Below are 21,127 nucleotides of genomic sequence, written 5' to 3' on the forward strand. Positions count from 1 at the left end.
CCGCTCACCATCGCAAAATCGGGGCCCGGGTCTTTTCTGAACTAGCCACCGTGTACCGGGGCATAACTGCCTTGGGAAGACAGCTTTCGCATGCTCAACACGATCGGCTACGACGGCCCACTCTCGGTGGAATGGGAGGATGCCGGAATGGACCGCCTGGTCGGCGCTCCCGAAGCGCTCGCCTTCGTGCGATCGCTCGCCTTTGACGCACCGACCGATGCCTTCGATGCGGCGTTCAGTACGCGCCGATGACCGCTCGCGTGCGCCGGGCATCCGTTTGTTGCTGCCCCCCATTCGGGCCGTCAGGGCCGGCTCCCAGCCGCCTTTCAGCCAGCATGAACCTGGCCGTTAGACGGGAGCGCTAACGTCGTAGGCACGGCTGCTTCGGCAGCACAGCGACGAACGAATGGTGAACACCCGCATGAGCACTTCCGGCCAGGCCCGTCCGCCCAAGAAAGACCGCCGCGAGGAGGCCCGCGAACACGCCAGGCTGATGCGCGCCGAGCAGGTCAAGCGGGACAAGCGCCGTCGCCTCTTTCTGCGCGGCGGCATCGGCATCGGCTTGCTCGCCGTGGTCGCCATCGTGACCCTTGTCATCGTGAACAACGTCACCGCGCCGGCGGCGCAGGGCCCGGCCAACATGGCCAGCGACGGAATTCTGCTCGGCAGCGACGGAACCACGGTCTCCGCGGCCACCTCGACCCCCCTCGCCGCCGACGCCGAACCGGTTGCGACCGACCAGAGCGCCCTGACCGACACGGCGAACATCGTGATGTACGTCGACTACCTCTGCCCCATCTGCGGCAACTTCGAGACCACCAACAGTGAGCAGATCACCAGTTGGGTCACCGCGGGCAACGCCACGGTCGAGATCCACCCGATCTCGATTCTTGACCGTCTGTCGTCGGGCACCAAGTACGCCACGCGTGCCGCCAATGCCGCCGCCTGTGTGGCCGACTACGACCCCAACAACTTTCTGGCCTTCAACTCGGCCATGTTCGCCGACCAGCCCGCCGAGAACTCCACCGGCCTCACGGATGCCGAACTGACCACCCTCGTTGAAGGCGCCGGGGTGACCTCCACCGACGTCGCCAGCTGCATCAAGGATCAGACCTACGCCGACTGGGTCGACGCCTCAACCCAGCGCGCGCTCAACGGCCCCATCCCCAACTCGGACATCGAGAAGGTCAAGGGAACGCCCACCGTGCTCGTGAACGGTGTCAGCTACACCGGTTCCTTCACCGATGCCGCCGCCTTCGAGGCCTTCGTGACCGCGCAGACGACCGCCGCGGCAGGCGAGTAGCCCGCCCGCTTCCACTCTGCACGGGGCCCGGGCCCCGTCCACGGGCCCAGTTTATAAACTTGGCCCGTGGACGGAACATGGGCCCGATGCCGCGGCTGGGCTTTAGCCCTTAGCCGAGAGCGAGCCCGGCCCAGAGCCCGAGCGCGGCCGCCAGAACAGATGCCGCGAGCATACCGACTCCATTCACCAGTGCGGCCAGATACCGGTGCGCCTGGGCCAGCCGCACGGTCTCGAAACTGGCCGTGCTGAATGTCGTGTAGCCGCCGAGCAGGCCGACGCCGAGCACCAGGCTCCACTCCGGCATGAGCAGGAGGTTCATGGCGAGGCCGGTGACGAGGCCGAGCAGCAGCGAGCCGCTCACGTTGATGATCGTGGTTCCATACGGAAACGCGCCGCCCAGACGGGTGCGCACGAAGCCGTCCAGAAACAGGCGTGCGGACGCGCCCACGCCGCCGGCCGCAGCGATGCCTAAGAACAGGAGCGGGGTCATCCGTTTTCCCCCCGAGAGGATTCGCCGCGCCGGTGCAGTGCCGCGCCCAGCACGATTCCGAGCCAGGTCGCGAGGCCGCCGAGCAGAACCGTGCCGAGCGCATAGGCGATCGCCAGTCCGATGGCGCCGCCGTGAAGGAGCAGAGCGCTGTCGGTGGCGAGGGCGCTGTAGGTCGTGAATCCGCCGAGCAAGCCGGTACCGAGCAGCAGGCGCGCGGTGCGGCGGCCGCCGGCATCGTGGCCGAGGCGCACGAGCGCTTCGAGCAGCAGCCCGAGCAGCAGGGCTCCGAACAGGTTGATGCCGAGGGTGGTCAGCGGCAGGTGGACGCCGGCCAGATCGATGGGCGGCAGCACCAGACCGAGCACCTCGCGCAGGGCGGTGCCCACGGTTCCGCCGAGAAAGACGAGGCCGAGGTAGCGCCAGTTCAGGTGCACGGCTCGTGGCGTGATCGTGGCGATGGTTCACCTACCTGTTGCACTCAGTAGGAACCATCAGCGCAGGCAGTTTGAGCGGATGCTCGGGCGGGATCCATCGCCGTGGCCAGAATACACGCCCTAATCGGTGGACTCCCACGGCAGTTCGTCGCGAAAGGCCACCGGTGCCAGGGGAATGACCACGACGGGTCGGTGCTGCCGGTGCGCGAGGTGCACGGCCACGGAGCCGCCGAAGAATTCCTGCACGCTGGCTCGCACGCCCCGCTCGCGGGTGCCGACCACGATCATTGCGGCGTCCAGCGTGTCAGCGAGGTGGGCCAGGGCGCGGGCCGGGTCGCCCGCGACAGCCCTGGTCGACCAGGTCAGGCTACGGCCGTCGAGCAGCGTCGTCAGGTGGGCTCGCAGGGCAACCGGAAAGCCCTCGTCGTCCAGATCGAGCAGGTCGGGGTCGATCGGCAGCGACAGGATGCTGCCGTCGGCGAACTCATCGACCACATAGCGGCCGGGCTCGACCGTGGCGCAGACCAGCTCGGCGTGAAACCGGTCCGCGAAGGCGGCGGCCTCGAGCACGACCGCGTCGGGCTGGCCGGGTGTGACTCCAACAATCACGTAGGTGCTCACGACCGGCTCCTTTCAAAGGCTTCCGGTACCAGCTTGGCGGCTTTGCCGCCATAGGGATAGTGGCGCCGGGCGTCAGACGGCCGCGAGCACTCCGGCGACGGAGTTCAGCGAGCCGGGTACCAGGCTGTAGTACGACCAGGTGCCGCGTTTGGCGCGGGCCAGGAAGCCAGCCTCAACGAGTACCTTGAGGTGGTGTGAGATGGTGGGCTGGCTCAGGGTCAGCTGGTCGGTCAGGTCGCAGACGCAGGCTTCCTGGTCGGTGTGGGCCGAGACGATCGAGATAATGCGCAGCCGGGCCGGGTCGGCGAGGGCTTTGAGCGAGCGGGCCAGGGCGTCGGCATGGTCGGGGGCGAGGGTCGCGCGCGCCTGGGGTGAGGAGCAGGCATCCGCTTCGTCGGTTGAACGGCGAGAAATGTCGGTCAGTGGCAGGGTCTGGGTAAACGACACGTGAACACACTCTCCTTAGATTGACATCGGTCGATGAAGTGTTCTAGCGTAGACATCGACAACGATCAATGTTACCGCGAATCGCTGTCCAAGAATTGGAGATTCGTGAGCAGCACCGCCCCAGCCCCCACCCGACTCGGCGCGATCGACCGGCTGCTGCCGGTCTGGATCCTCGCCGCCATGGCCCTCGGCCTGCTGCTGGCCCTGTACGTTCCCGCCGTCGGCGAGCTGCTGCACGCCTTCACGATCGGGTCGATCAGCGTGCCGATCGCCATCGGGCTGCTCATCATGATGTACCCGGTGCTGGCCAAGGTTCGCTACACGGATGCCCGTGCCGTCGCCTCCGACAAGCGCCTGCTGGTCTCCTCCCTGCTGCTGAACTGGCTGGTCGGGCCGGCGCTCATGTTCGCCCTGGCCTGGATCTTTCTGCCCGACCTGCCGGAATACCGCACCGGCCTGATCATCGTCGGGCTCGCCCGCTGCATCGCCATGGTGCTGATCTGGAACGACCTGGCCTGCGGCGACCGCGAAGCCGCCGCCTTTCTCGTGGCCGTGAACTCGGTGTTCCAGGTCGTCGCGTTCGGCGCGCTCGGCTGGTTCTACCTGCAAGTGCTTCCGGCCTGGCTCGGCCTGCCCACGACGAGCGCCGAGTTCTCGATCTGGGCGATCACCGCGAGCGTGCTGATATTCCTGGGAATTCCGCTGCTGGCCGGGTATTTGTCGCGCCGCATCGGCGAGGCCCGCCGCGGCCGCGACTGGTACGAGGCGCGTTTTCTACCCCGGGTCGGCCCGTTCGCGCTCTGGGGGCTGCTGTTCACGATCGTGATGCTGTTCGCCCTGCAGGGGCAGCAGGTCATCGACCACCCCGGCGACGTCGCCCGCATCGCACTGCCGATGCTGGTCTACTTCGCGGTCATGTTCCTGGTCGGCTTCGTCACCGGACGCCTGCTGCGCCTGAGCTACGAGCGCACCACGACGCTCGCCTTCACCGCCGCCGGCAACAACTTCGAGCTCGCCATCGCCGTCGCGATCGGCACCTTCGGCGCGCTCAGCGGCCAGGCCCTGGCCGGCATCGTCGGTCCACTGATCGAGGTTCCTGCATTGGTCGCCCTCGTCTACGTGGCGCTCTGGCTCAAGCCCCGACTTTTTCCCGAGCGGATGCCGGCGGCCCCGCCGCCGACGCCCGCCGCGGCATCCACTCTCGTCTAAAGAAGGAAGACCCCAATGAAACCCTCCGTACTGTTCGTCTGCGTGCACAACGCCGGCCGCTCGCAGATGGCCGCCGGCTATCTGACCGCGCTCGCGCAGGGACGCGTCGACGTGTTCTCGGCCGGCTCCGAGCCGAAGGACCAGATCAACCCGGTCGCGATCGCCGCGATGGCCGAAGAGGGCATCGATATCGCGCACAACGTGCCGAAGATTCTCACGACCGAGGCGGTCAAGCAGGCCGACGTCGTCATCACCATGGGCTGCGGCGACGCCTGTCCGATCTTTCCGGGCAAGCGGTATGAAGACTGGGAGCTGGCCGACCCGGCCGGCCAGGGCATCGAGAGCGTGCGCCCCATTCGCGATGAGATCAAGGCGCGCATCGAGGCGCTGCTGGCCGAGATTCTGCCGGTCGCCTGACGATGCTGCCCGGCCTGACCTATCCCGAGGAGTCGCTGCGACGCCTCGCCGCCGATCTCGCTGAGCAGTTTCACGGAGTCTTCGCCGCCGAGACCGTTGAGCGCTACGTGCTCGAGAGCTATACCGGGCTGCTGCGCACGTCGAGCGTGAAGGCACACCTGACGACCCGCACCGCGCACTTTGCCCGGGAGCGCCTCACCGCGCTGGCCCAGGCCAAGGGTGCGATCGGCCGTTCGGTTCCCGAGGTATTGTTCGTCTGCGAGCAGAATGCTGGCCGGTCACAGATGGCCGCGGTGTTCACCAACGCTTTGTCGGGCGGCTCGGTGCACGTGCGTTCGGCCGGATCGATGCCCTCCTCCGCGCTGAACCCCACCATGGTGGCGGTTATGGCCGAACTTAATCTGTCGCTGGACGAGGCGTTCCCCAAGCCGCTCACCGACGACGTCGTGCAGGCAGCAGACGTCGTCATCACCATGGGCTGCGGCGACGCCTGCCCGATCTACCCGGGCAAACGCTACGTCGACTGGGAACTCGTCGACCCGGCCGGCCAGCCGATCGAGGAGGTGCGGCGCATCCGCGACCAGATCAAGGCACATGTCATCGAAATGCTCGCCGGCCTCGGTGTGACGCCCGTCGCCTGACCCACCCTGCGGTCGGGGCCAGGTGGGCCCGGCGAATGGATGCCGCCCCACCCGGACGGGGCCCAGGCCCCGTCCCCGGGCCCAGTTTATAAACTGGGCCCGGGGCTATAACGTGGGCCCGGTGGTCGCGGCATCCGTTGACTCACGGCAGCGATTGGCCGGCACTACGGATGCTCGCGCCCGATACGGGTGCGCGCCACGGTAACCGGCGTAGCGGCCACCCGTTTCAGGCGCGACACATGCGCAAACGTGGCGAAACGGAGGCCCGCCCCGCTACGCGAGCGTCAGGAACAGCTTCTCGAGTTCGGGCACCGTCATTGAGTTCTCGTTGTCGGGATTCGCGATGCAGTCGCGCATCGCGGTCGACACGATGACGAAGCCGGCCTTGTCGAGCGCGCTCGACACGGCGGCGAGCTGAGTGACGACGTCGCGGCAGTTGCCGCCACCCTCGACGGCGGCGATCACCGCCGTCAGCTGCCCCTGCGCCCGGCGCAACCGGTTGAGGATCTTCTTCTGCTCGGCAGCCCTGGCCGCCGTGTCATCGGTCACCGACGAGATCGCCACCTCAGGCCCCCTGCTCGGTGGGAAGCCCGGCCTGCTGCCAGGCCGTCGTGCCGCCGGCGATGTTCACGGCGTCATGGCCGTGGGCCGCCAGATACTCGGCGACCTGGGCGCTGCGACCGCCGAGGGCGCAGATGACGTGCACCGGGACATCCGCTGGGATCTCACCGATCCGCTCGACAACCTCGCCCATCGGAACGTGCACGACGCCGGGCACGTGGGCGGCTTCGTACTCCCACGGTTCGCGCACGTCGATGACGACGGGTTCGGTGAGCGCGTTCAGCTCGGTGACGGTGATCTCTTTCATACGAGGACCCTTTCAGCAATGGGGGAAACAACAAGGCTAGACGTTCCGGCCAGCCAGGTGCGATAGCCGCCGTCAAGATTGCGCACGTCGAATCCGTTCTGGGTGAGAATGCGCGCGGCGGTATGCCCGCGCTGGCCCACTTGGCAGTGCACGATCAGAGGCACGCGCGGCAGCTCGTCGAGCCTGGCGCGCAGGTCGTCGAGCGACACGTTGAGTGCGTCCGGAATGCTGCCGGCCGCGAATTCGCCGGCCGACCGCACGTCGACGAGCACGGCGCCGTGCGCGCGCGCGGCCGCCAACTCGTGCCACTGCAGGTTCACGCTCGTGCCCTCGGCGAGGTTCGACGCGACATAGCCGAGTTGGTTAATCGGGTCTTTTGCGGAGGCATATTGCGGCGCATAGGCCAGTTCGAGGCGCGTCAAAGCGGATGCGCTCAGCCCCGCCGCCATCGCGACCGCGAGCACGTCGATGCGCTTGTCCACCCCGGAGCCGCCCACGATCTGGGCGCCGAGGATGGCGTCGGATTCGGCGTCGATGAGCAGCTTGATGGACATCCCCTCCGCGCCGGGAAAATAGCCGGCGTGGTTGGCGGGGTGCGTGTGTGCGATGCGGTGGGCGAGGCCCGCTTCGACCAGGCGTTTCTCGCTCCAGCCGACCAGGGCTACGGTGAGACCGAAGATGGCCACGATCGACGTACCGAGCGCCGGGGCAGCCTGCCCGGGAGTGCCTGCGATGCTGTCGGCCACGGAGCGGCCGTGTCGGTTCGCGAGGCCCGCCATGGTGACGAGCGTGCCGGAGCCGCTGACGGCATCCGTTTTCTCGACGCCGTCGCCGACCGCGAAGATGTGCGGGTCGCTCGTGGCCTGGGTGCCGTCGACCCAGATGCCGCCGCTCTCGCCGATGCGGAGGCCGGCCTGCGCGGCCAGGGTAACGTCGGGGCGCACGCCGCTCGCGTCGATCACGAGGTCGGCGGGCACGGTGCTGCCGTCGCTGAGCATGATGCCGAGGGCCGACGTTCCGGTGACCGTGGCGTTCAGGCGCACGTCGACACCGCGCTCACGCAGGCGATCGAGTACGGGAGCGGCCATCTCGGGATCGAGCGGGGTGAAGATCTGCGGCCCGCGCTGCACGAGGGTCACGTGCACGCCACGGTGCACGAGGTTTTCGACGGCTTCGAGGCCGATGAATCCGCCGCCGATCACCACAGCGGATGCCGCTGCGACGCTCGCCAGCACCGCGGTGATGTGATCGACGTCATCGACCGTGCGCAGGGTGTGCGTGGGGACGGTGCTGTCTTTAGATGCGTTGGACCTGGCCGAAGCGCCGGCCGCGAGCACGAGCCGGTCGTAGTGTTCGACGCTCGTTTCATCGGTCAGCAGGTCGCGCACCGTGACGGTCTGGGCTTTGCGGTCGATCTGCACGACCTCGGTGCCGACACGCACGTCGAGTGCGAAGCGTGCCCCGAGGGATTCGGGGGTCTGCAGCAGCAGGTCACCGCGATCCCGAATGATTCCCCCCACGAAATACGGCAGCCCGCAGTTCGCGAACGACACGTAATGGCCGCGCTCGAACACGATGATCTCGGCGCTCTCGTCGAGTCGGCGCAACCTGGTCGCCGCCGACATTCCGCCCGCAACTCCGCCTACAATGATGATTTTCACGTGTGCCTCCGGGTCAAGGATACCCCAGGGGTATGCGCGCACAAACCTGCGGGCGGAGCAGGCGCCGGTGAGGGCCGCGCGGCCGCATCCGCTCCCCGGGCCCACGTTATGAACACGGGCCCAGTCTATAAACTGGGCCCGTGGACGGGGCCTGGGCCCTGTCCACAAAATGCTCAAGCGGGTTGGGCTCGGAAACCGCGCAGGCGCAGGCTGTTCGTCACCACGAAGATCGACGACAGGGCCATCGCGGCCCCGGCGATCAGGGGGTTCAGCAGCCCGGCCATTGCGAGCGGAATCGCCGCGACGTTGTAGGCGAAGGCCCAGAACAGGTTGGCCTTGATCGTCGTGAGGGTGCGGCGGGCCAGCCGTATCGCATCCGCTGCGGCGAGCAGGTCGCTGCGCATGAGCGTCAAGTCGCTCGCCTCGATGGCCACGTCGGTGCCCGACCCCATGGCAATGCCGAGGTCGGCGGTGGCGAGCGCGACCGCATCGTTCACGCCGTCCCCGACCATCGCGACCACGTGCCCCTGCGCCTGCAAAGAAGCGATCACCCGCGCCTTGTCGGCCGGCAGCACCCCGGCGGTCACGTCGGTAATGCCGACGAGAGCGGCCACGCTCTGCGCCGCGGCGACATTGTCACCGGTCACGAGCATCGGCGTCAGCCCGAGGGCACGAAAACGTGCGATCGCCGCAGCGCTCGTGGGCTTGAGGGTATCGGCGACGGTGAGCACGCCGCGCACCTTGCCCTCCCACGCCACCATGACGGCCGTCTTGCCGAGCGCCTCGGCCGTTCCCATCACGGCCTGCATCTCGATCGGCACCACCAGCCCCCATCGTTCGACCAGCCAGACGGGCCGTCCAACCAGCACCAGGCGTCCGTCAACCAGCGCCTGCACGCCCAGGCCCTGCTCCGACAGAAACTCCGACGCAGCCGGCACCGCGCCCAGGCGCGATACAGCGCCGGCCGTGATCGCCCGCGCGATCGGATGCTCCGACCCGCTTTCCGCGGCCCCGGCCAGCCCCAGCAGCTCATCTTCAGAGCCGCACTCGTGCATATCTGCGGTCGACAGCGTCATTCGCCCGGTGGTGACCGTGCCGGTCTTGTCGAGAACGATCGTGTCGACCCGGCGCGTGGATTCGAGAACCTGCGGCCCCTTGATCAGAATACCGAGCTGCGCGCCGCGCCCGGTTCCCACCAGCAGTGCGGTCGGCGTGGCCAGCCCGAGCGCACACGGGCAGGCAATGATCAGGGTCGCGACGGCCGCAGTGAACGCCATCGCGGCGCCGGCACCGACCAGCAGCCAGCCAGCCAGGGTCGCCAGCGCGAGGAGGATCACGATCGGCACGAACACGCCGGAAACCCGGTCGGCCAGGCGCTGTACCTCGGCCTTGCCGGTCTGCGCCTGCTCCACCAGCCGGCCGATGTGGGCCAGCTCAGTGTCGGCACCAACCTTCGTGGCTTGCACGACGAGTCGCCCGCCGGAGTTCAGCGTGGCGCCCACAACACTGTCGCCCGGACCGACCTCGATCGGTACGGATTCGCCGGTGAGCAGGCTCGCATCGATAGCGCTCGCGCCATCAACGATCACCCCGTCGGTCGCGACCTTCTCACCCGGCCGCACCACGAACTGGTCGCCGACCGCGAGCAACGCGGTGCTGATGCGACTCTCCACACCATCGCGCAGCAGCGTAGTCTCCTTCGCACCGAGCTCGAGCAGCGCCGTGAGTGCCGCGCCGGAGTTGCGCTTGGCCCGCGCTTCCGCGTACCGACCGGCCAGAATAAACACGGTGACAGCGGATGCCACCTCCAGGTAGATCTCGTGGGTGCCGGCCCCCGGGGTAGCCGAGAAGGTGAAACTCATGGTCATGCCCGGCATGCCGGCCATGCCGAAGAACAGGGCGTAGAGCGACCAGCCCAAGGCGGCGAGCACGCCGACGCTGACCAGGGTGTCCATGGTGGCGGCGCCGTGCCGGGCGTTCACCCAGGCGGCGCGATGGAACGGCCAGGCACCCCAGATGGCGACCGGGGCCGCGAGAGTCAGGGCCAGCCACTGCCAGTTCGTGAACTGCACCACGGGAATCATCGACAGGGCGGCGACCGGCAGGGTCAGCGCGGCGGAGATCAACAGCCGCTGCCGCAGCGACGCAAGCTCAGGGTCGACGGCGGCCGCGGCGGGGTCCACGGTGACCGGAGCTGGCAGCACGGCCGTGTAGCCGGTGGCCTCGATGGTCTTGATGGCGTCATCGACGCTCGTGCCGGCCGGCACGAAAACGCTCGCCTTTTCGGTGGCGTAGTTGACGCTGGCTTCGACCCCGGGCATTCGGTTGAGTTTCTTCTCGATGCGGGCCGCACACGAGGTGCAGGTCATGCCCCCAACGAGCAGATCAACTTGCTGGCCCACATCGGCAGACATCAGGCGGCTACCAGCTGGTAGCCCGCCTCCTCGACGGCCGCGGCAACCAGGGCGCGGTCCAGCGTGGCGGCGCTCGTGACGGTGACCTGCGAGGTACCGCCCTTGACGAGGTCGACCGTAACGTTCTCGGCGCCCGCGAGAGCTGTAATCTCTTCGGTCACGCTGGCGACGCAGTGGCCGCAGGTCATTCCATCAACGCTGTAGGCGGTCGTGGTGCTCATCGAAAATTCCTAACTGTTTTCTACCCCCGAATGGGTATTCATTCGAGCATACCCCTTGGGGGTACCTTTGCCCCTACTATACCCCGAGGGGGTACAGTTAAGCATGGGGTTCACGAACGACGCAAAGGACAATGTCATGACCGAGTCAGAGAGCCTCGACGGCCCGCACGGCTACATCTCCAACAAGGACGCCTACCTCAAGCGCCTGCGTCGCATCGAGGGTCAGGCCCGCGGCCTGCAGAGCATGGTCACCGACGACAAGTACTGCATCGACATTCTCACGCAAATTTCGGCCATGACGAGCGCCCTCGAATCGGTCGCTCTGGGCCTGCTCGATGACCACCTCAACCACTGCGTATTGCACGCGGCCATGGCCGGCGGCACCGAAGCCGAGGCCAAGCTGCAGGAGGCATCCGCGGCCATCGCTCGGCTGGTTCGCTCCTAAAGGACCGGACCTTTGGCCCTAGTCGCCGGGCTGCGCCGCGCGCGACACTGTTAATACATATAGAGCTAGCGTGCCCATTCGGGAAGGACCACAATGAACCTGCCGCACAGCGCGCCCCAGACGACGGTCGAGGCATCATTCGCCGTTCCGATCCGCGTTTTCATTCTCGACGACCACGAACTGGTGCGCCGGGGCCTGCGTGAGCTGCTTGAGGGCGAGGGCTTCGACGTCGTCGCCGACACCGGTTTGGCGGTGGAAGCCACCGTGCTGATCCCGAAGCTGCGCCCCGACGTGGCCATTCTCGACGCCCGCCTGCCCGACGGCACCGGCATCGAGGTGTGTCGCGACGTACGCTCGGTCAATCCGGCCCTGCAGTGCCTCATTCTCACGAGTTACGACGACGAGCAGGCGTTACGTGGCGCCGTGCTGGCCGGTGCGGCAGGCTACGTACTGAAGGAAATTCGCAGCACCGACCTGCTCGACAAGATCCGTCGCGCGGCCGCCGGTGAGTCGCTGTTCGACCCAGCGGTCAAGGCGGGCATCATCACCGGCCTGGCCGACCCGCTAGACGCCCGTCTCGCGTCGCTCACCGCGCAGGAGCGCAAGGTGCTCGACCTGATCGGCGAGGGACTGACCAACCGTGAAATCGGTCAGACCATGTTCCTGGCCGAGAAAACGGTCAAGAATTACGTGTCGTCGATGCTGGCGAAGCTGGATTTTCAGCGCCGAACCCAGGCTGCCGTGTACGTTGCGAAACGTGGAGACGAACACCAACGGTAATCTCCGGCACCGGCGCAGACCAGCGCAGCCGGGTGCCCTCGCCGGGGGCGCTGCGCACCGAGAATTTGCCGCCGAGCAGCGCCGCTCTTTGTTTGAGGTTGTCCAGGCCGCTGCGCCGGGTGGGTTTACTGAAACCACAACCGTTGTCGGCGATGACGAGCTTGATGCGGTCGTCTTGGGCATCGACCGAAATGTCGATCATGCTCGCCTGCGAATGCCGCGCAGCATTACTGAGGCCTTCCGAGATCACGGCGAGCAGGCTGCTGGCGAGGTCATCGGCGAGCGGCGCATCGATCGGCCCGGACAAACGGATGCGCGGCGCATACGGCAGGCTCGCCGCCCCCTCCTTGATCACGGCCAGAATGCGACTGCTGAGCGTGCCGGTGTCTTGCGCCATGCCGCGCAGCGAATAGATCGTGTCGCGCAGTTCCCGAATGGTGTCATCGAGCTCGTTCGTGACGGCGTTGATGCGGTCGAGCGCTACGGAATCGTTGGTAAACCGCCGCAGGCTCTGCATGCTCAGCCCGGCGGCGAACAGCCGCTGAATGACCAGGTCGTGCAGGTCGCGGGCGATGCGGTCGCGGTCGCCGAGCACGGCCTGCTCTTCGCGCATACGGTGCACGGAGGCCAGTTCGAGCGCGAGTGACACCTGCGTGCCGAAGACCGCGCTCATCTCCACATCGGTGACGCTGTATCGAGCGGATGCCGGTGCGCGCGACAGCAGAATCACGCCCTGCCCGTCGCCGGCCGGCCCCAGGGCGGCAATGAGGGTGGACCCCAGGTGCGACCACTTTGCGGCCGAGCCGGGCGTGGCATCCGCTATCTGGAGGGGCGGAGTGGCGAGCGTGGCGGAGCGGCCGGTGGCCTGCATCTCTGCCAGCACACCGGGTTGCAACAGCACGGTCGTGCCGAGCAGTCCCGCCGCAGTCGTGCCATCCGTGCCGGCCGCAGCCGCACAGTACAGGCTGTCGTCGGTGGGAAAACCGATCACGGCCAGTTCGGCACCGGAAGCCACGAGTACGCGCTGAACGACGAGGTCGAGGCCGTTGTCTTCACCGTCGACCGGTCGCAGCAGGTCGCGGCCCATCGCGGCGACCGCTTCGAGCCAGCGAGAGCGAGCACGGGCCTCGTCGTAGAGGCGGGCGTTCTCGATCGTGACGCCGGCGGCCGCGGCGAGTGCCACGGCCAGGGTCTGATCTTCGTCGGTGAAGTCCCCTCCGCCCTCTTTCTCGGTGAGGTAGAGGTTGCCGAAGACCGTGTCGCGCACCCGCACCGGAACCCCGAGGAACGACTTCATTGGCGGATGGTGGGCGGGAAAGCCGAAGGAGTCGGGGTGATCGTGCAGGTCGTGCAGGCGAATAGGGTTCGGTTCTCGAATGAGCAGGCCGAGCACGCCGTGCCCGGTGGGTAGCGCGCCAATCTGGCGCACGGTCTCTTCGTCGAAGCCCACGGTGACGAAGTGACTGAGCGCCTGGCCCTCGCCGATCACGCCGAGCGCGCCGTAGCGGGCCTGCACGAGCTGGCAGGCCGCTGTAACGACGCGTTCAAGCACCGCTTCGAGGCTGAGGTCTTCAGCCACCGAGACGACGGCGTCGAGCAAACCGCGCATGCGATCCTGGGTGAGGGCAAGTTCGGCGGCGGTCTGATCCGTCATCGTCGTCCCCCACCCTCATGCCATCCGGTGGTCTAACCTTGGCATGATTTCGGGTGCATGAGGCTACTTATGGGTGGTTCTGGTGACAATTGTCGGGCAGGAGATGTGCAGCAGCACTTCGTGGCTGACCGAACCCATGAGCAGGCGCTGCAGTGAGCCCCGGCCGCGACTGCCGACGACGAGCAACTGGGCGTGCTGCGCGGCCGCAACGAGTGCGCGGGCCGGCGATTCGTCGGTCTCCAGAACCTGGTGCACCACGAGGTCGGGGTACTGCGTGGTGAGGCCGGCGACGGACTCGGCGAGCACAACGCGCTCCTCTTCCATGCGCTCGGTCACGGCGTCGGCCGGAATGCTGCGCAGAACGCGACGATTCGGCAGGTGCACCGCATAGAGGGCGTACAGTTCCTGGCCGGTGCGGTCGGCCTCGGCGGCGGCGAACGCCACGGCGGTCAGCGAGTCGGCCGAGCCGTCGACGCCGACGTAGACGCCGGTTCTCTCGGTCTCGGGCAGCGAGGGAATCACGGCGACCGGGCAGGTTGCCAGCGCGGCGATCTGCAGGCTCACGCTGCCGAACAGTTCGCCCTCGACCCGGCCCTTCTGGTCGGTTCCGACGACGACCAGGTCGGCGTCCTTGGAAAGTTCGCTCAGCACGCGCGGTGCGCTGCCGGTGCGCAGTTCGGTGTGGGTGGTGACGCCGGGGGCGAGGGCCACGGCGCGGGCGCCGGCTTCGGTGAGCAGCTTCTTCTCGGCGTCGAGGATGGAGTCGTAGTAGCCGTAGCCATCGGCCAGCCAGGTTTCGTACACGGTGTGCATGAGCGTCACCGGGCTCTTGACGTTCTCAGCGCGGGCCATGGCCCACGCGAGGGCGGTCTCGCCGGCGTCCGAATCGTCGATGCCAACCACAATCATCCGGTTCATTGCTCTACCTCGTTCTTGATCACAGGTCGCAGCAGTGGAGTCCCCCGCCACGAGCGCGGAGCTGATGCCCCATCGCCTCACACCCATCCTGTCAGCAGCGGGTTCCAACAAGTAGGGCCGGAAGTCCCGATTAGGTGCCCAATCTGTGGCCGCACAGGGCGGGACTTTCGGCCCTAGCCGCCCTCGGCCCGCCGGTCTTAACGTAGTTCTGACGGGCCTTCTGCCCGCCCACATTCTAAGAATCAAGGAGATACCCATGAAGGCATTGGTTTATGGCGGTCCCGGTCGAAAGAGCTGGACCGACGTTCCCGACCCGAAGCTGCACAGTTCGACGGATGCCATCGTGCGCGTGGACACCACCACGATCTGCGGCACCGACCTGCACATTCTCAAGGGCGATGTGCCCGCCGTCACGGTCGGGCGCATCCTCGGCCACGAGGGCGTCGGCACGATCACCGAAATCGGCTCAGCGGTGAGCAACCTCAAGGTCGGCGACCGCGTCATCATCTCCTGCATCAAGAGCTGCGGCCACTGCAGCAACTGCAGCAATGGGCTGTACTCGCACTGCCTCGGTGATGAGGGCGCCTCCGGCATCGGCTGGGTCTTCGGCCACCTCATCGACGGCACCCAAGCCGAGTTCGTGCGCGTGCCCTACGCCGACAACTCCCTGCACAAGCTGCCCGAGGGCGTCAGTGACGACCAGGGCGTCATGCTCAGCGACATTCTGCCGACCGGTTTTGAAATCGGCGTGCAGTACGGCCGGGTCAAGCCCGGCGATGTCGTCGCCGTGATCGGCGCCGGCCCGGTGGGGCTGGCCGCCATCGCCACCGCCGGACTCTACGGGGCCGCGAGCATCATCGCCATCGACCTCGACGAAAACCGCCTCGAACGGGCCCGAGACTTCGGCGCCACCGACACGGTCGTCTCCGGTGCGGCGGATTGGAAGGAACAAGTCCTCGCGCTCACCGACGGCGCCGGCGTCGACGTCGCCATCGAGGCCGTCGGCATACCGCAGACCTTCACCATGGCCACCGAGATCGTGCGCCCCGGCGGCAACGTCGCCAACGTGGGCGTGCACGGCAAGCCCGTCGACCTGCACCTGGAGAACCTGTGGATCCAGAACATCAACATCAGCATGGGCCTGGTCAACGCCAACACCACGAAGATGCTGCTGAAGCTCGTTGCGAGCAAGAAGCTGGCGGCCGAGAAACTCGTCACGCACCACTTCAGTTTCGATCAGTTCCTCGAGGCCTACGACACCTTCGGCCGCGCGGCCGAAACCAAGGCCCTCAAGGTCGTCCTTTCCCGCTAGTTCCGCGCCCACTGCCTGGAGGTTTCATGCGCGCCCTGATCGTCTACGAATCGATGTACGGCAACACTCGTCTCGTCGCCGAGGCGATCGGGCGCGGCCTGGCCCCGGCCGAGGTGATCCTCGTGCCCACGAATCAGGCCGCGGGCGTTGACCTGTCGCAGGTCGACCTGCTCGTGGTCGGCGGCCCCACCCACGTGCACGGCATGAGCCGACCGAGCACCCGTCAGGGCGCGATCGACGCCGCCATCACGCCCCAGCACACCCTGCACCTCGAAGCGGATGCCGCCGGCTCCGGCGTGCGCGAATGGCTCGCGTCCCTGAACGGGCTGGCCTGCCGCGCTGCGGCGTTCGACACCCGGCAGGAGGGCCCGATCCTGCTGACCGGGCACGCCGCCAAGAGCATCAGCAAGAACCTGCTCGCCGCCGGCGCCGACGTCATCGCCGACGCGACGAGTTTTCTGGTGAACAAGAGCATTGCGCTGGTGCCGGGCGAGGTGCGGCGCGCCGAGGCGTGGGGCACCATGTTGCGGGAGCGGTCGGCGCCGGGCCCCCAGCATCCGTTTACGGGCGCAATCACCACCGCCTGAATCACTCGGGATGTGACTTAAGGCCCTACTCGGGGGTGCCGCCGATGGCTAACGTGAAGAACACTCGTTGGTGACGCTCACACGACATTCCCGCTCGTGGCCCGCCCCCGAAGAAGGGATTTTCTCATGACACACACGCTCACACGGAGCCAGACGGTCGTCGCCTGGGACGGGTCGGAACCCGCCAGGGCAGCCCTCGATTGGTCGCTCGCCCGCAACAACGACGGCGAACTCAACCTGGTGCGCATCCTCGATCGCACCGTGTCATCGGCTGATTACTTCACCGAGGAATCCGCCACGGTGCGCGCCCGGGAGGTGCTCAAGGACGACGCCGACCGGGTGAGCGCAAAATTCCCGGATCTCACCGTGCATGCCGATCTGCGCTCCGGCGACCCGATCACCGAACTGCGTGCCCTGAGCGGAGCCGATACCCTCGTCGTGGTCGGAACGCACCGCCGCCGCGGGTCGACCCTGCGCTACGAATGGTCGATGGGGGCCAGGCTGGCCGGTTCGGCCAACGGACCGATCGCGATCATCCCGGAGGGTGACAACAAACCTCACTCGGGCATCGTTGTCGGCGTCGACGGTTCGGCCGCGTCGAATGCCGCCGTGGACTTCGCCGCCGAGGAGGCCGACCGCACCGGTCAAGAACTGTACGCGATCCACGCCTGGCAGGAACCGCTGGTCTGGCGCGACACGACCGAACCCGACGCCTGGTTCCTCCAGACGCTCGAGACCTCCCATCGGCGCATCCTCGACGAATCGCTGCTGGCCGTGGCTCGCCGCTTTCCGTCGCTCGTTATTCGGGCCTCACTGGTGCGGGGAGCCCCGCAATCGGCGCTGCTCGATGCGGCCCGTGGGGCTGCGCTGCTCGTCGTCGGTGATCACGGGCAGAAGGGCATCTCGAAACTGCTGCTCGGGTCGGTGAGCCACTCGATCGTGCTCAACATCCAGTCGCCCATGGTGGTCATCCCCGCGCCGTCCGCGTGAGCGGTCGCCGGGTTCTCCGGCTCGCTGCGCTGGACTTGCGCCGGTGCGCGGGAGTTGTGGCCTGGCCGGTACTCCCGCGCGTCGCGCCGCGCTGGACTTGCGCCAGTGCGCCCCAGTTGCGCCTCGCGCGCAGCGGCGCAGCTCCCGCGTAGGCAGAAACAGGGCTAATAGACCTCGCGAAAGTGCCCGATGAAGGTGATCGTGTTGCCCTCCGGGTCGACGATGGTGGAGAGCTGCACGCCCTTGTTCGCCTGCACGATCTCGCCCGGTTCCAGCCCGTGACCGTGCAGTTCGGCGGGGTGCGCTGGCAGGTCATCGACGGCGAAATTGAGCAGACCGGTGCCGGCGCGGGTCTCATCGTGAGTGAGCTGCAGCCATCCGTTGTCGGTCATCCGCCATTCCACGAGCAGACCGGCCATGGGAGCATTGTCGGCCCGGCGGCCGAGGAGTCGTTCGTACCAGCGGTGTGCGGCCTCAAAATCGGCCACCGGAACGACGGCGAGAAGATGATTGATGGTCATGGGGCCTCCTCGGTTCACGCTTGGTGTCGCCACCGCACCCCGACCGGCCGCGCATGGCCCGGGTCGCGTCGGTCGGAGCCGCCGGGCGAGCTCGCGGCACTCGTTGGAGATGGCGGCACCCGTAGGAGTGAGTGCCCGGTCCTCTGAGGAGTGCCACGACGAGCGGATGCCCGGCTCCCGCAAGTGCCACAAGCTTGCCGAGCCCGGTTAGGGTTTTGATATGAGCTCCTTTGCGCTGCCCCGCCGTTCCCTGCGCATTCTGGCGACCGGAGTGGCCCTCGTCGGGCTCGCGGCGACGCTCATCGCCAGCCCGGCCCCGCCAGCCACAGCCGCCGCTCCCGCTTCCACAGTCGCCCCAGCCGCCGCGGCCACCGCCCCGGACGCCTCCGACCCCACACCGATCGACCCCGCCACCTTCGACCCCGGCCTCATCATCAGCGACTACAACTTCTTCAACCCGGACGCCCTCCCCGAGAGCGGCATCCAGGATTTTCTCGAGGCTCGCTCCTGCCGGCCGAGCGACGGCGTGCCGTGCCTCTGGGAGTACCGCGAGACGACGACCAGCCAGCCAGCCAAGGGCGACGGGCACTGCCTGCCGTACACCGGCGCTGAGAACGAATCGGCCGCCCGCATCATCGCGAAGATCGCGGCGGCCTGCACGATCAGCCCAGAGGTCTTGCTGGTGCTGCTGCAGAAGGAGCAGTCGCTGCTGACCCGGCCCAGCGCATCCGGTTATCTGCGCGCCACCGGCTACGGCTGCCCGGACACCGCGGACTGCGACGCCCAGTACTTCGGCTTCTTCAACCAGGTCTACAACGCGGCCTGGCAGTTTCGGCAGTACACCCAGGAGCCCGACCGGGCGTTCCAGATCGGCAGCGTCGACGTGGGCTTCAACCCCAACGCCGAGTGCGGCGCCTCCACCGTCGCCATCAAAAATCAGGCCACCGCCAATCTCTACAACTACACGCCGTACCAGCCCAACCCGGTCGCCCTCGCGAAGGCCGGCGACGAGGGCGACGGATGCTCGACCTACGGCAACCTCAATTTCTGGCTGTTCTACAACGCCTGGTTCGGAGTCTCCACCCTCGAACCGTTCTCAGTGCTGTTCGACGACTGCCTCAACTATGTCGGCGGCCAGGGCTGCCGTGTTCCGACGCTGATCCCCACACCGTGAGTCAGTTCGCGCGCGGTCCAAGCCTGCGGCGATTGGCGCAAGTGACCTGCCTCGCCGTTGTCCTCGCGTCGATCGTTGCAGCAGCGCCCTCGGCGTCGGCAGCCGACGATTACCCCACCTGGGCCGAGGTTGACGCCGCCCGGTCGAGCGAGACCGCCACGGCCGCCGAGGTGAAACGGATCGAGTCCGCGCTCGATGGCCTGCAGGCGCGCGCGGCCGCTCTCGGCGATACGGCCGTGACCGAGACCGCGCTCGCTGCGGTGGCTCAGGCTGAGCTCGAGAAGGCGACCACCCAGCAAACGGTGCTGACGGCCCGAGCGGATGCGGCATCCGCTCGGGCTGATGCGAGCGGTGAGCGCCTCGGCGTGCTCGGCGCCCAGCTCTACCGTTCCGGCGGCAGCAGCCTCGCCGTGGGCGCCCTCTTCGATGGCGGGAAGGCCAACGACCTGCTCTTTCAGCTCGGCGCCATGTCCCGGCTCACGGAGCAGGCGGGCCTGATCACCGAGCAGGCCGATACCGAGCGCAACGCGGCGGCAGCCCTCACCGCTCAGGCCGACATGAAGACACGGGAGCGCGATCGCCTGCACGACGAGACCCTGTCAGCTCTGGCGGCTACCGAGACGGCGCAGCAGTCAGCGGATGCCGAAGTTGCCCGCAAGCAGGCGTCCAGCGATGTTCTCTATGCCCAGCTGGCCTCCCTCAAGAACACGTCCGCGGAGGTGGAACGGCAGTACCGCACCGGCGTGACCGCGCAGCACGACTACGAAGAGCAACAGCGGCAGGCCGCAGAAAACGCCGGAGCCGGGGATGCGGGCGAGCAACCGACCGTTCCCAGTGTCCCGACCAGCCCGGTCGTTCCGGTCGTTCCCCCGACCGGCGGTACCGTCGACCGCCCCGGCGCCCAGCGCATTGCTGCGGCCCAGGTGGCAGCCAGGGGCTGGGGCGACGCCGAGCTGACCTGCCTGGTCTCCCTGTGGCAGCGCGAGTCCGGCTGGCGAGTGAACGCCTACAACGCCAGCAGCGGCGCGTACGGAATTCCGCAGTCCCTGCCCGGAAGCAAGATGGCTTCGGCCGGCGATGACTGGCAGACCAACCCGGCCACTCAGATCAGCTGGGGCCTCGGCTACATCGCCTCACGCTACGGCACGCCCTGCGGCGCCTGGGAGCACTCCGAGACCAACAACTGGTACTGAGAAGGTCACTCCCGAACGCTGTACACCCACGGTACCTGGCCGATTTCGAGACGGTGCCGCCCGCCATCCCGCTCAGCGAGCGCGTCATCGGCGTAGGCGACGTCCCCCGCCCAGAACAGCGCCGGCCCGCGCTCGCTCGCACCAAGCCGGGTTTCGTAGTGCGCCAGTCCGCGCCGCCCGGCACTGGCCACGATTTCGGCCACCGTCCCGTACCCCTGCAGCCCGTGCAGGGTCACCCAGGTCGGCGCGACCAGGGTCATCACAGCGGATGCGTGCCGCTGAAGCGCCGCTTCCGGCCGCAGCCAGGCGTAGTCGATGACTTCGTCTTCGGCGAGCGCGATGGAACCGGGCGGTGCCGTCGTGACGTAGAACCAGGTGCGCAGCCGCTTCGGGGCGCTCGACGGCGGAACCCACAGCGCCGTCGCCACGAGAGAGTCTGGCTCGACCTCGAGCCCGGTCTCCTCTCGCACCTCGCGCACGGCCGCCCGACGGGCGGCGAGTTGCTCGACGGTCTCGGCCCAAGCCGCCGAGCGGCGGTCGGGAGCCTGCACGGCGCGGCTGGCGCTGCCGGCCGGCGCTGCGGCATCCGCTTGCCGTCGATCGCCCGGGTCGACGCCGCCGCCCGGAAACACCCACGCCCCAGCGAAAGACCCGCGGTGACGGGGGCGTTCGAGCAGCAGCACTTCCGGCCCGGCGGAGCTGTCACGCAACAGAACGACGGTCGCCGCGACCCCCAGGGGCACTGGTTCGGTATCGTGCGTCATCGCCGGTCCTTTGGTGTCAGGTCGTGCAGTGTGATCCACCCTAACGCCCGGTATCGGAACGAC

24 protein-coding genes, 1 pseudogene and 1 riboswitch are annotated in these 21,127 nt (G+C 67.7%); of the genes and pseudogenes, 12 read left to right on the forward strand and 13 right to left on the reverse strand.

Going from position 1 to position 21,127, the window contains the following annotated elements; genetic code table 11:
* Window positions 1-66 precede the first annotated feature (66 nt).
* Window positions 67-252 (forward strand): annotated as a pseudogene (locus BLS91_RS08840) (sugar phosphate isomerase/epimerase); the annotation flags it as partial.
* Between the two features lie 169 nt (window positions 253-421).
* The gene (locus BLS91_RS08845; RefSeq protein ID WP_233197460.1) at window positions 422-1,303 is read left to right on the forward strand and encodes a thioredoxin domain-containing protein; all 882 of its coding nucleotides are present in this window, start codon (window positions 422-424) and stop codon (window positions 1,301-1,303) included.
* A gap of 109 nt (window positions 1,304-1,412) precedes the next feature.
* On the opposite strand, the gene crcB is transcribed toward BLS91_RS08845, so the two are convergent.
* The 4 genes from crcB to BLS91_RS08865 form a co-directional block, all read right to left on the reverse strand.
* Complete coding sequence (gene crcB / locus BLS91_RS08850) at window positions 1,413-1,793, reverse strand: fluoride efflux transporter CrcB (protein ID WP_092340361.1); 381 nt, start codon at window positions 1,791-1,793, stop codon at window positions 1,413-1,415.
* Window positions 1,790-2,227 (reverse strand): CrcB family protein, encoded by a 438-nt coding sequence (locus BLS91_RS08855; RefSeq protein WP_092340362.1) that lies wholly within the window; start codon window positions 2,225-2,227, stop codon window positions 1,790-1,792. Before BLS91_RS08855 ends, crcB begins: the two co-directional genes overlap by 4 nt.
* Window positions 2,228-2,268: 41 nt before the next feature.
* A riboswitch (Fluoride riboswitch) is annotated at window positions 2,269-2,338 on the reverse strand.
* A gap of 9 nt (window positions 2,339-2,347) precedes the next feature.
* Window positions 2,348-2,848, reverse strand: coding sequence for a universal stress protein (locus tag BLS91_RS08860; RefSeq protein ID WP_092340363.1), 501 nt, complete (start codon window positions 2,846-2,848; stop codon window positions 2,348-2,350).
* A gap of 72 nt (window positions 2,849-2,920) precedes the next feature.
* A complete protein-coding gene (locus BLS91_RS08865) occupies window positions 2,921-3,295 on the reverse strand; it encodes an ArsR/SmtB family transcription factor (protein ID WP_233197461.1) in 375 nt (124 codons plus the stop codon).
* A 180-nt stretch (window positions 3,296-3,475) separates the two neighbouring features.
* Between BLS91_RS08865 and arsB the strand changes: the two genes are divergently transcribed.
* From arsB to BLS91_RS08880, 3 genes are read left to right on the forward strand one after another with little or no spacing between them, the layout of a single operon-like run.
* Window positions 3,476-4,504 carry an ACR3 family arsenite efflux transporter gene (arsB, locus tag BLS91_RS08870; RefSeq protein ID WP_233206143.1) on the forward strand — a complete coding sequence of 343 codons (1,029 nt, stop codon included), beginning with the start codon at window positions 3,476-3,478 and terminating at the stop codon, window positions 4,502-4,504.
* A 15-nt stretch (window positions 4,505-4,519) separates the two neighbouring features.
* Window positions 4,520-4,921 (forward strand): arsenate reductase ArsC, encoded by a 402-nt coding sequence (locus BLS91_RS08875; RefSeq protein WP_092340365.1) that lies wholly within the window; start codon window positions 4,520-4,522, stop codon window positions 4,919-4,921.
* A gap of 2 nt (window positions 4,922-4,923) precedes the next feature.
* On the forward strand, window positions 4,924-5,562 hold the full coding sequence (locus BLS91_RS08880) for an arsenate reductase ArsC (protein WP_092340366.1): 639 nt from the start codon (window positions 4,924-4,926) through the stop codon (window positions 5,560-5,562).
* Between the two features lie 273 nt (window positions 5,563-5,835).
* Here the strand turns inward: BLS91_RS08880 and BLS91_RS08885 are convergent, their stop codons facing one another.
* The 5 genes from BLS91_RS08885 to BLS91_RS08905 form a co-directional block, all read right to left on the reverse strand.
* Complete coding sequence (locus BLS91_RS08885; RefSeq protein WP_092340367.1) at window positions 5,836-6,126, reverse strand: metal-sensitive transcriptional regulator; 291 nt, start codon at window positions 6,124-6,126, stop codon at window positions 5,836-5,838.
* Between the two features lies 1 nt (window position 6,127).
* On the reverse strand, window positions 6,128-6,430 hold the full coding sequence (locus BLS91_RS08890; RefSeq protein ID WP_092340368.1) for a rhodanese-like domain-containing protein: 303 nt from the start codon (window positions 6,428-6,430) through the stop codon (window positions 6,128-6,130).
* Window positions 6,427-8,091, reverse strand: a complete 1,665-nt coding sequence (locus BLS91_RS08895) for an FAD-dependent oxidoreductase (protein ID WP_092340369.1) — start codon at window positions 8,089-8,091, stop codon at window positions 6,427-6,429. Before BLS91_RS08895 ends, BLS91_RS08890 begins: the two co-directional genes overlap by 4 nt.
* A 173-nt stretch (window positions 8,092-8,264) precedes the next feature.
* Window positions 8,265-10,505 carry a heavy metal translocating P-type ATPase gene (locus tag BLS91_RS08900; protein WP_092340370.1) on the reverse strand — a complete coding sequence of 747 codons (2,241 nt, stop codon included), beginning with the start codon at window positions 10,503-10,505 and terminating at the stop codon, window positions 8,265-8,267.
* Window positions 10,505-10,726, reverse strand: a complete 222-nt coding sequence (locus tag BLS91_RS08905) for a heavy-metal-associated domain-containing protein (protein WP_092340371.1) — start codon at window positions 10,724-10,726, stop codon at window positions 10,505-10,507. Before BLS91_RS08905 ends, BLS91_RS08900 begins: the two co-directional genes overlap by 1 nt.
* Window positions 10,727-10,862: 136 nt before the next feature.
* Between BLS91_RS08905 and BLS91_RS08910 the strand changes: the two genes are divergently transcribed.
* Entirely contained in the window at window positions 10,863-11,171 is a 309-nt protein-coding gene (locus tag BLS91_RS08910) for a metal-sensitive transcriptional regulator (RefSeq protein ID WP_092340372.1), read from the forward strand.
* A gap of 93 nt (window positions 11,172-11,264) precedes the next feature.
* Entirely contained in the window at window positions 11,265-11,951 is a 687-nt protein-coding gene (locus BLS91_RS08915) for a response regulator (protein ID WP_092340373.1), read from the forward strand.
* Here BLS91_RS08915 and BLS91_RS08920 read toward each other — a convergent pair.
* Both BLS91_RS08920 and BLS91_RS08925 read right to left on the reverse strand, forming a co-directional pair.
* Window positions 11,851-13,605, reverse strand: coding sequence for a GAF domain-containing sensor histidine kinase (locus BLS91_RS08920; protein ID WP_092340374.1), 1,755 nt, complete (start codon window positions 13,603-13,605; stop codon window positions 11,851-11,853). The genes BLS91_RS08915 and BLS91_RS08920 overlap by 101 nt on opposite strands.
* A 63-nt stretch (window positions 13,606-13,668) precedes the next feature.
* On the reverse strand, window positions 13,669-14,523 hold the full coding sequence (locus BLS91_RS08925; RefSeq protein ID WP_092340375.1) for a universal stress protein: 855 nt from the start codon (window positions 14,521-14,523) through the stop codon (window positions 13,669-13,671).
* Window positions 14,524-14,779: 256 nt separating this feature from the next.
* On the opposite strand from BLS91_RS08925, the gene BLS91_RS08930 reads away from it, so the two are divergent.
* The 3 genes from BLS91_RS08930 (at window position 14,780) to BLS91_RS08940 (ending at window position 17,412) form a co-directional block, all read left to right on the forward strand.
* The gene (locus BLS91_RS08930; RefSeq protein ID WP_092340376.1) at window positions 14,780-15,835 is read left to right on the forward strand and encodes a zinc-dependent alcohol dehydrogenase family protein; all 1,056 of its coding nucleotides are present in this window, start codon (window positions 14,780-14,782) and stop codon (window positions 15,833-15,835) included.
* A 26-nt stretch (window positions 15,836-15,861) separates the two neighbouring features.
* The gene (locus BLS91_RS08935) at window positions 15,862-16,422 is read left to right on the forward strand and encodes a flavodoxin family protein (RefSeq protein WP_092340377.1); all 561 of its coding nucleotides are present in this window, start codon (window positions 15,862-15,864) and stop codon (window positions 16,420-16,422) included.
* A gap of 126 nt (window positions 16,423-16,548) precedes the next feature.
* On the forward strand, window positions 16,549-17,412 hold the full coding sequence (locus BLS91_RS08940) for a universal stress protein (protein WP_092340378.1): 864 nt from the start codon (window positions 16,549-16,551) through the stop codon (window positions 17,410-17,412).
* 164 nt (window positions 17,413-17,576) lie between these two features.
* Here the strand turns inward: BLS91_RS08940 and BLS91_RS08945 are convergent, their stop codons facing one another.
* On the reverse strand, window positions 17,577-17,933 hold the full coding sequence (locus tag BLS91_RS08945) for a VOC family protein (RefSeq protein ID WP_092340379.1): 357 nt from the start codon (window positions 17,931-17,933) through the stop codon (window positions 17,577-17,579).
* 220 nt (window positions 17,934-18,153) lie between these two features.
* Here BLS91_RS08945 and BLS91_RS08950 point away from each other — a divergent pair, with 220 nt between their 5' ends.
* Both BLS91_RS08950 and BLS91_RS20590 read left to right on the forward strand, forming a co-directional pair.
* Entirely contained in the window at window positions 18,154-19,107 is a 954-nt protein-coding gene (locus tag BLS91_RS08950; protein ID WP_241983168.1) for a hypothetical protein, read from the forward strand.
* A gap of 41 nt (window positions 19,108-19,148) precedes the next feature.
* The gene (locus tag BLS91_RS20590; RefSeq protein ID WP_233206142.1) at window positions 19,149-20,300 is read left to right on the forward strand and encodes a coiled-coil domain-containing protein; all 1,152 of its coding nucleotides are present in this window, start codon (window positions 19,149-19,151) and stop codon (window positions 20,298-20,300) included.
* A 5-nt stretch (window positions 20,301-20,305) separates the two neighbouring features.
* Here the strand turns inward: BLS91_RS20590 and BLS91_RS08960 are convergent, their stop codons facing one another.
* Window positions 20,306-21,064 carry an NUDIX hydrolase gene (locus BLS91_RS08960; RefSeq protein ID WP_092340380.1) on the reverse strand — a complete coding sequence of 253 codons (759 nt, stop codon included), beginning with the start codon at window positions 21,062-21,064 and terminating at the stop codon, window positions 20,306-20,308.
* Window positions 21,065-21,127: the final 63 nt, after the last annotated feature.

Source organism: Cryobacterium flavum (genome assembly GCF_900103805.1).
GTDB classification, from domain to species: domain Bacteria; phylum Actinomycetota; class Actinomycetes; order Actinomycetales; family Microbacteriaceae; genus Cryobacterium; species Cryobacterium flavum.

What these genes read in the sequence shown, in the direction of transcription:
- BLS91_RS08845 (WP_233197460.1), top strand. Translation starts at nt 422, where the DNA reads ATGAGCACTTCCGGCCAGGCCCGTCCGCCCAAGAAAGACCGCCGCGAG.
- crcB (WP_092340361.1), bottom strand. Translation starts at nt 1,793, where the DNA reads ATGACCCCGCTCCTGTTCTTAGGCATCGCTGCGGCCGGCGGCGTGGGC.
- arsB (WP_233206143.1), top strand. Translation starts at nt 3,476, where the DNA reads ATGGCCCTCGGCCTGCTGCTGGCCCTGTACGTTCCCGCCGTCGGCGAG.
- BLS91_RS08875 (WP_092340365.1), top strand. Translation starts at nt 4,520, where the DNA reads ATGAAACCCTCCGTACTGTTCGTCTGCGTGCACAACGCCGGCCGCTCG.
- BLS91_RS08880 (WP_092340366.1), top strand. Translation starts at nt 4,924, where the DNA reads ATGCTGCCCGGCCTGACCTATCCCGAGGAGTCGCTGCGACGCCTCGCC.
- BLS91_RS08890 (WP_092340368.1), bottom strand. Translation starts at nt 6,430, where the DNA reads ATGAAAGAGATCACCGTCACCGAGCTGAACGCGCTCACCGAACCCGTC.
- BLS91_RS08900 (WP_092340370.1), bottom strand. Translation starts at nt 10,505, where the DNA reads ATGTCTGCCGATGTGGGCCAGCAAGTTGATCTGCTCGTTGGGGGCATG.
- BLS91_RS08905 (WP_092340371.1), bottom strand. Translation starts at nt 10,726, where the DNA reads ATGAGCACCACGACCGCCTACAGCGTTGATGGAATGACCTGCGGCCAC.
- BLS91_RS08910 (WP_092340372.1), top strand. Translation starts at nt 10,863, where the DNA reads ATGACCGAGTCAGAGAGCCTCGACGGCCCGCACGGCTACATCTCCAAC.
- BLS91_RS08915 (WP_092340373.1), top strand. Translation starts at nt 11,265, where the DNA reads ATGAACCTGCCGCACAGCGCGCCCCAGACGACGGTCGAGGCATCATTC.
- BLS91_RS08920 (WP_092340374.1), bottom strand. Translation starts at nt 13,605, where the DNA reads ATGACGGATCAGACCGCCGCCGAACTTGCCCTCACCCAGGATCGCATG.
- BLS91_RS08925 (WP_092340375.1), bottom strand. Translation starts at nt 14,523, where the DNA reads ATGAACCGGATGATTGTGGTTGGCATCGACGATTCGGACGCCGGCGAG.
- BLS91_RS08930 (WP_092340376.1), top strand. Translation starts at nt 14,780, where the DNA reads ATGAAGGCATTGGTTTATGGCGGTCCCGGTCGAAAGAGCTGGACCGAC.
- BLS91_RS08935 (WP_092340377.1), top strand. Translation starts at nt 15,862, where the DNA reads ATGCGCGCCCTGATCGTCTACGAATCGATGTACGGCAACACTCGTCTC.
- BLS91_RS08940 (WP_092340378.1), top strand. Translation starts at nt 16,549, where the DNA reads ATGACACACACGCTCACACGGAGCCAGACGGTCGTCGCCTGGGACGGG.
- BLS91_RS08945 (WP_092340379.1), bottom strand. Translation starts at nt 17,933, where the DNA reads ATGACCATCAATCATCTTCTCGCCGTCGTTCCGGTGGCCGATTTTGAG.
- BLS91_RS08950 (WP_241983168.1), top strand. Translation starts at nt 18,154, where the DNA reads ATGAGCTCCTTTGCGCTGCCCCGCCGTTCCCTGCGCATTCTGGCGACC.
- BLS91_RS08960 (WP_092340380.1), bottom strand. Translation starts at nt 21,064, where the DNA reads ATGACGCACGATACCGAACCAGTGCCCCTGGGGGTCGCGGCGACCGTC.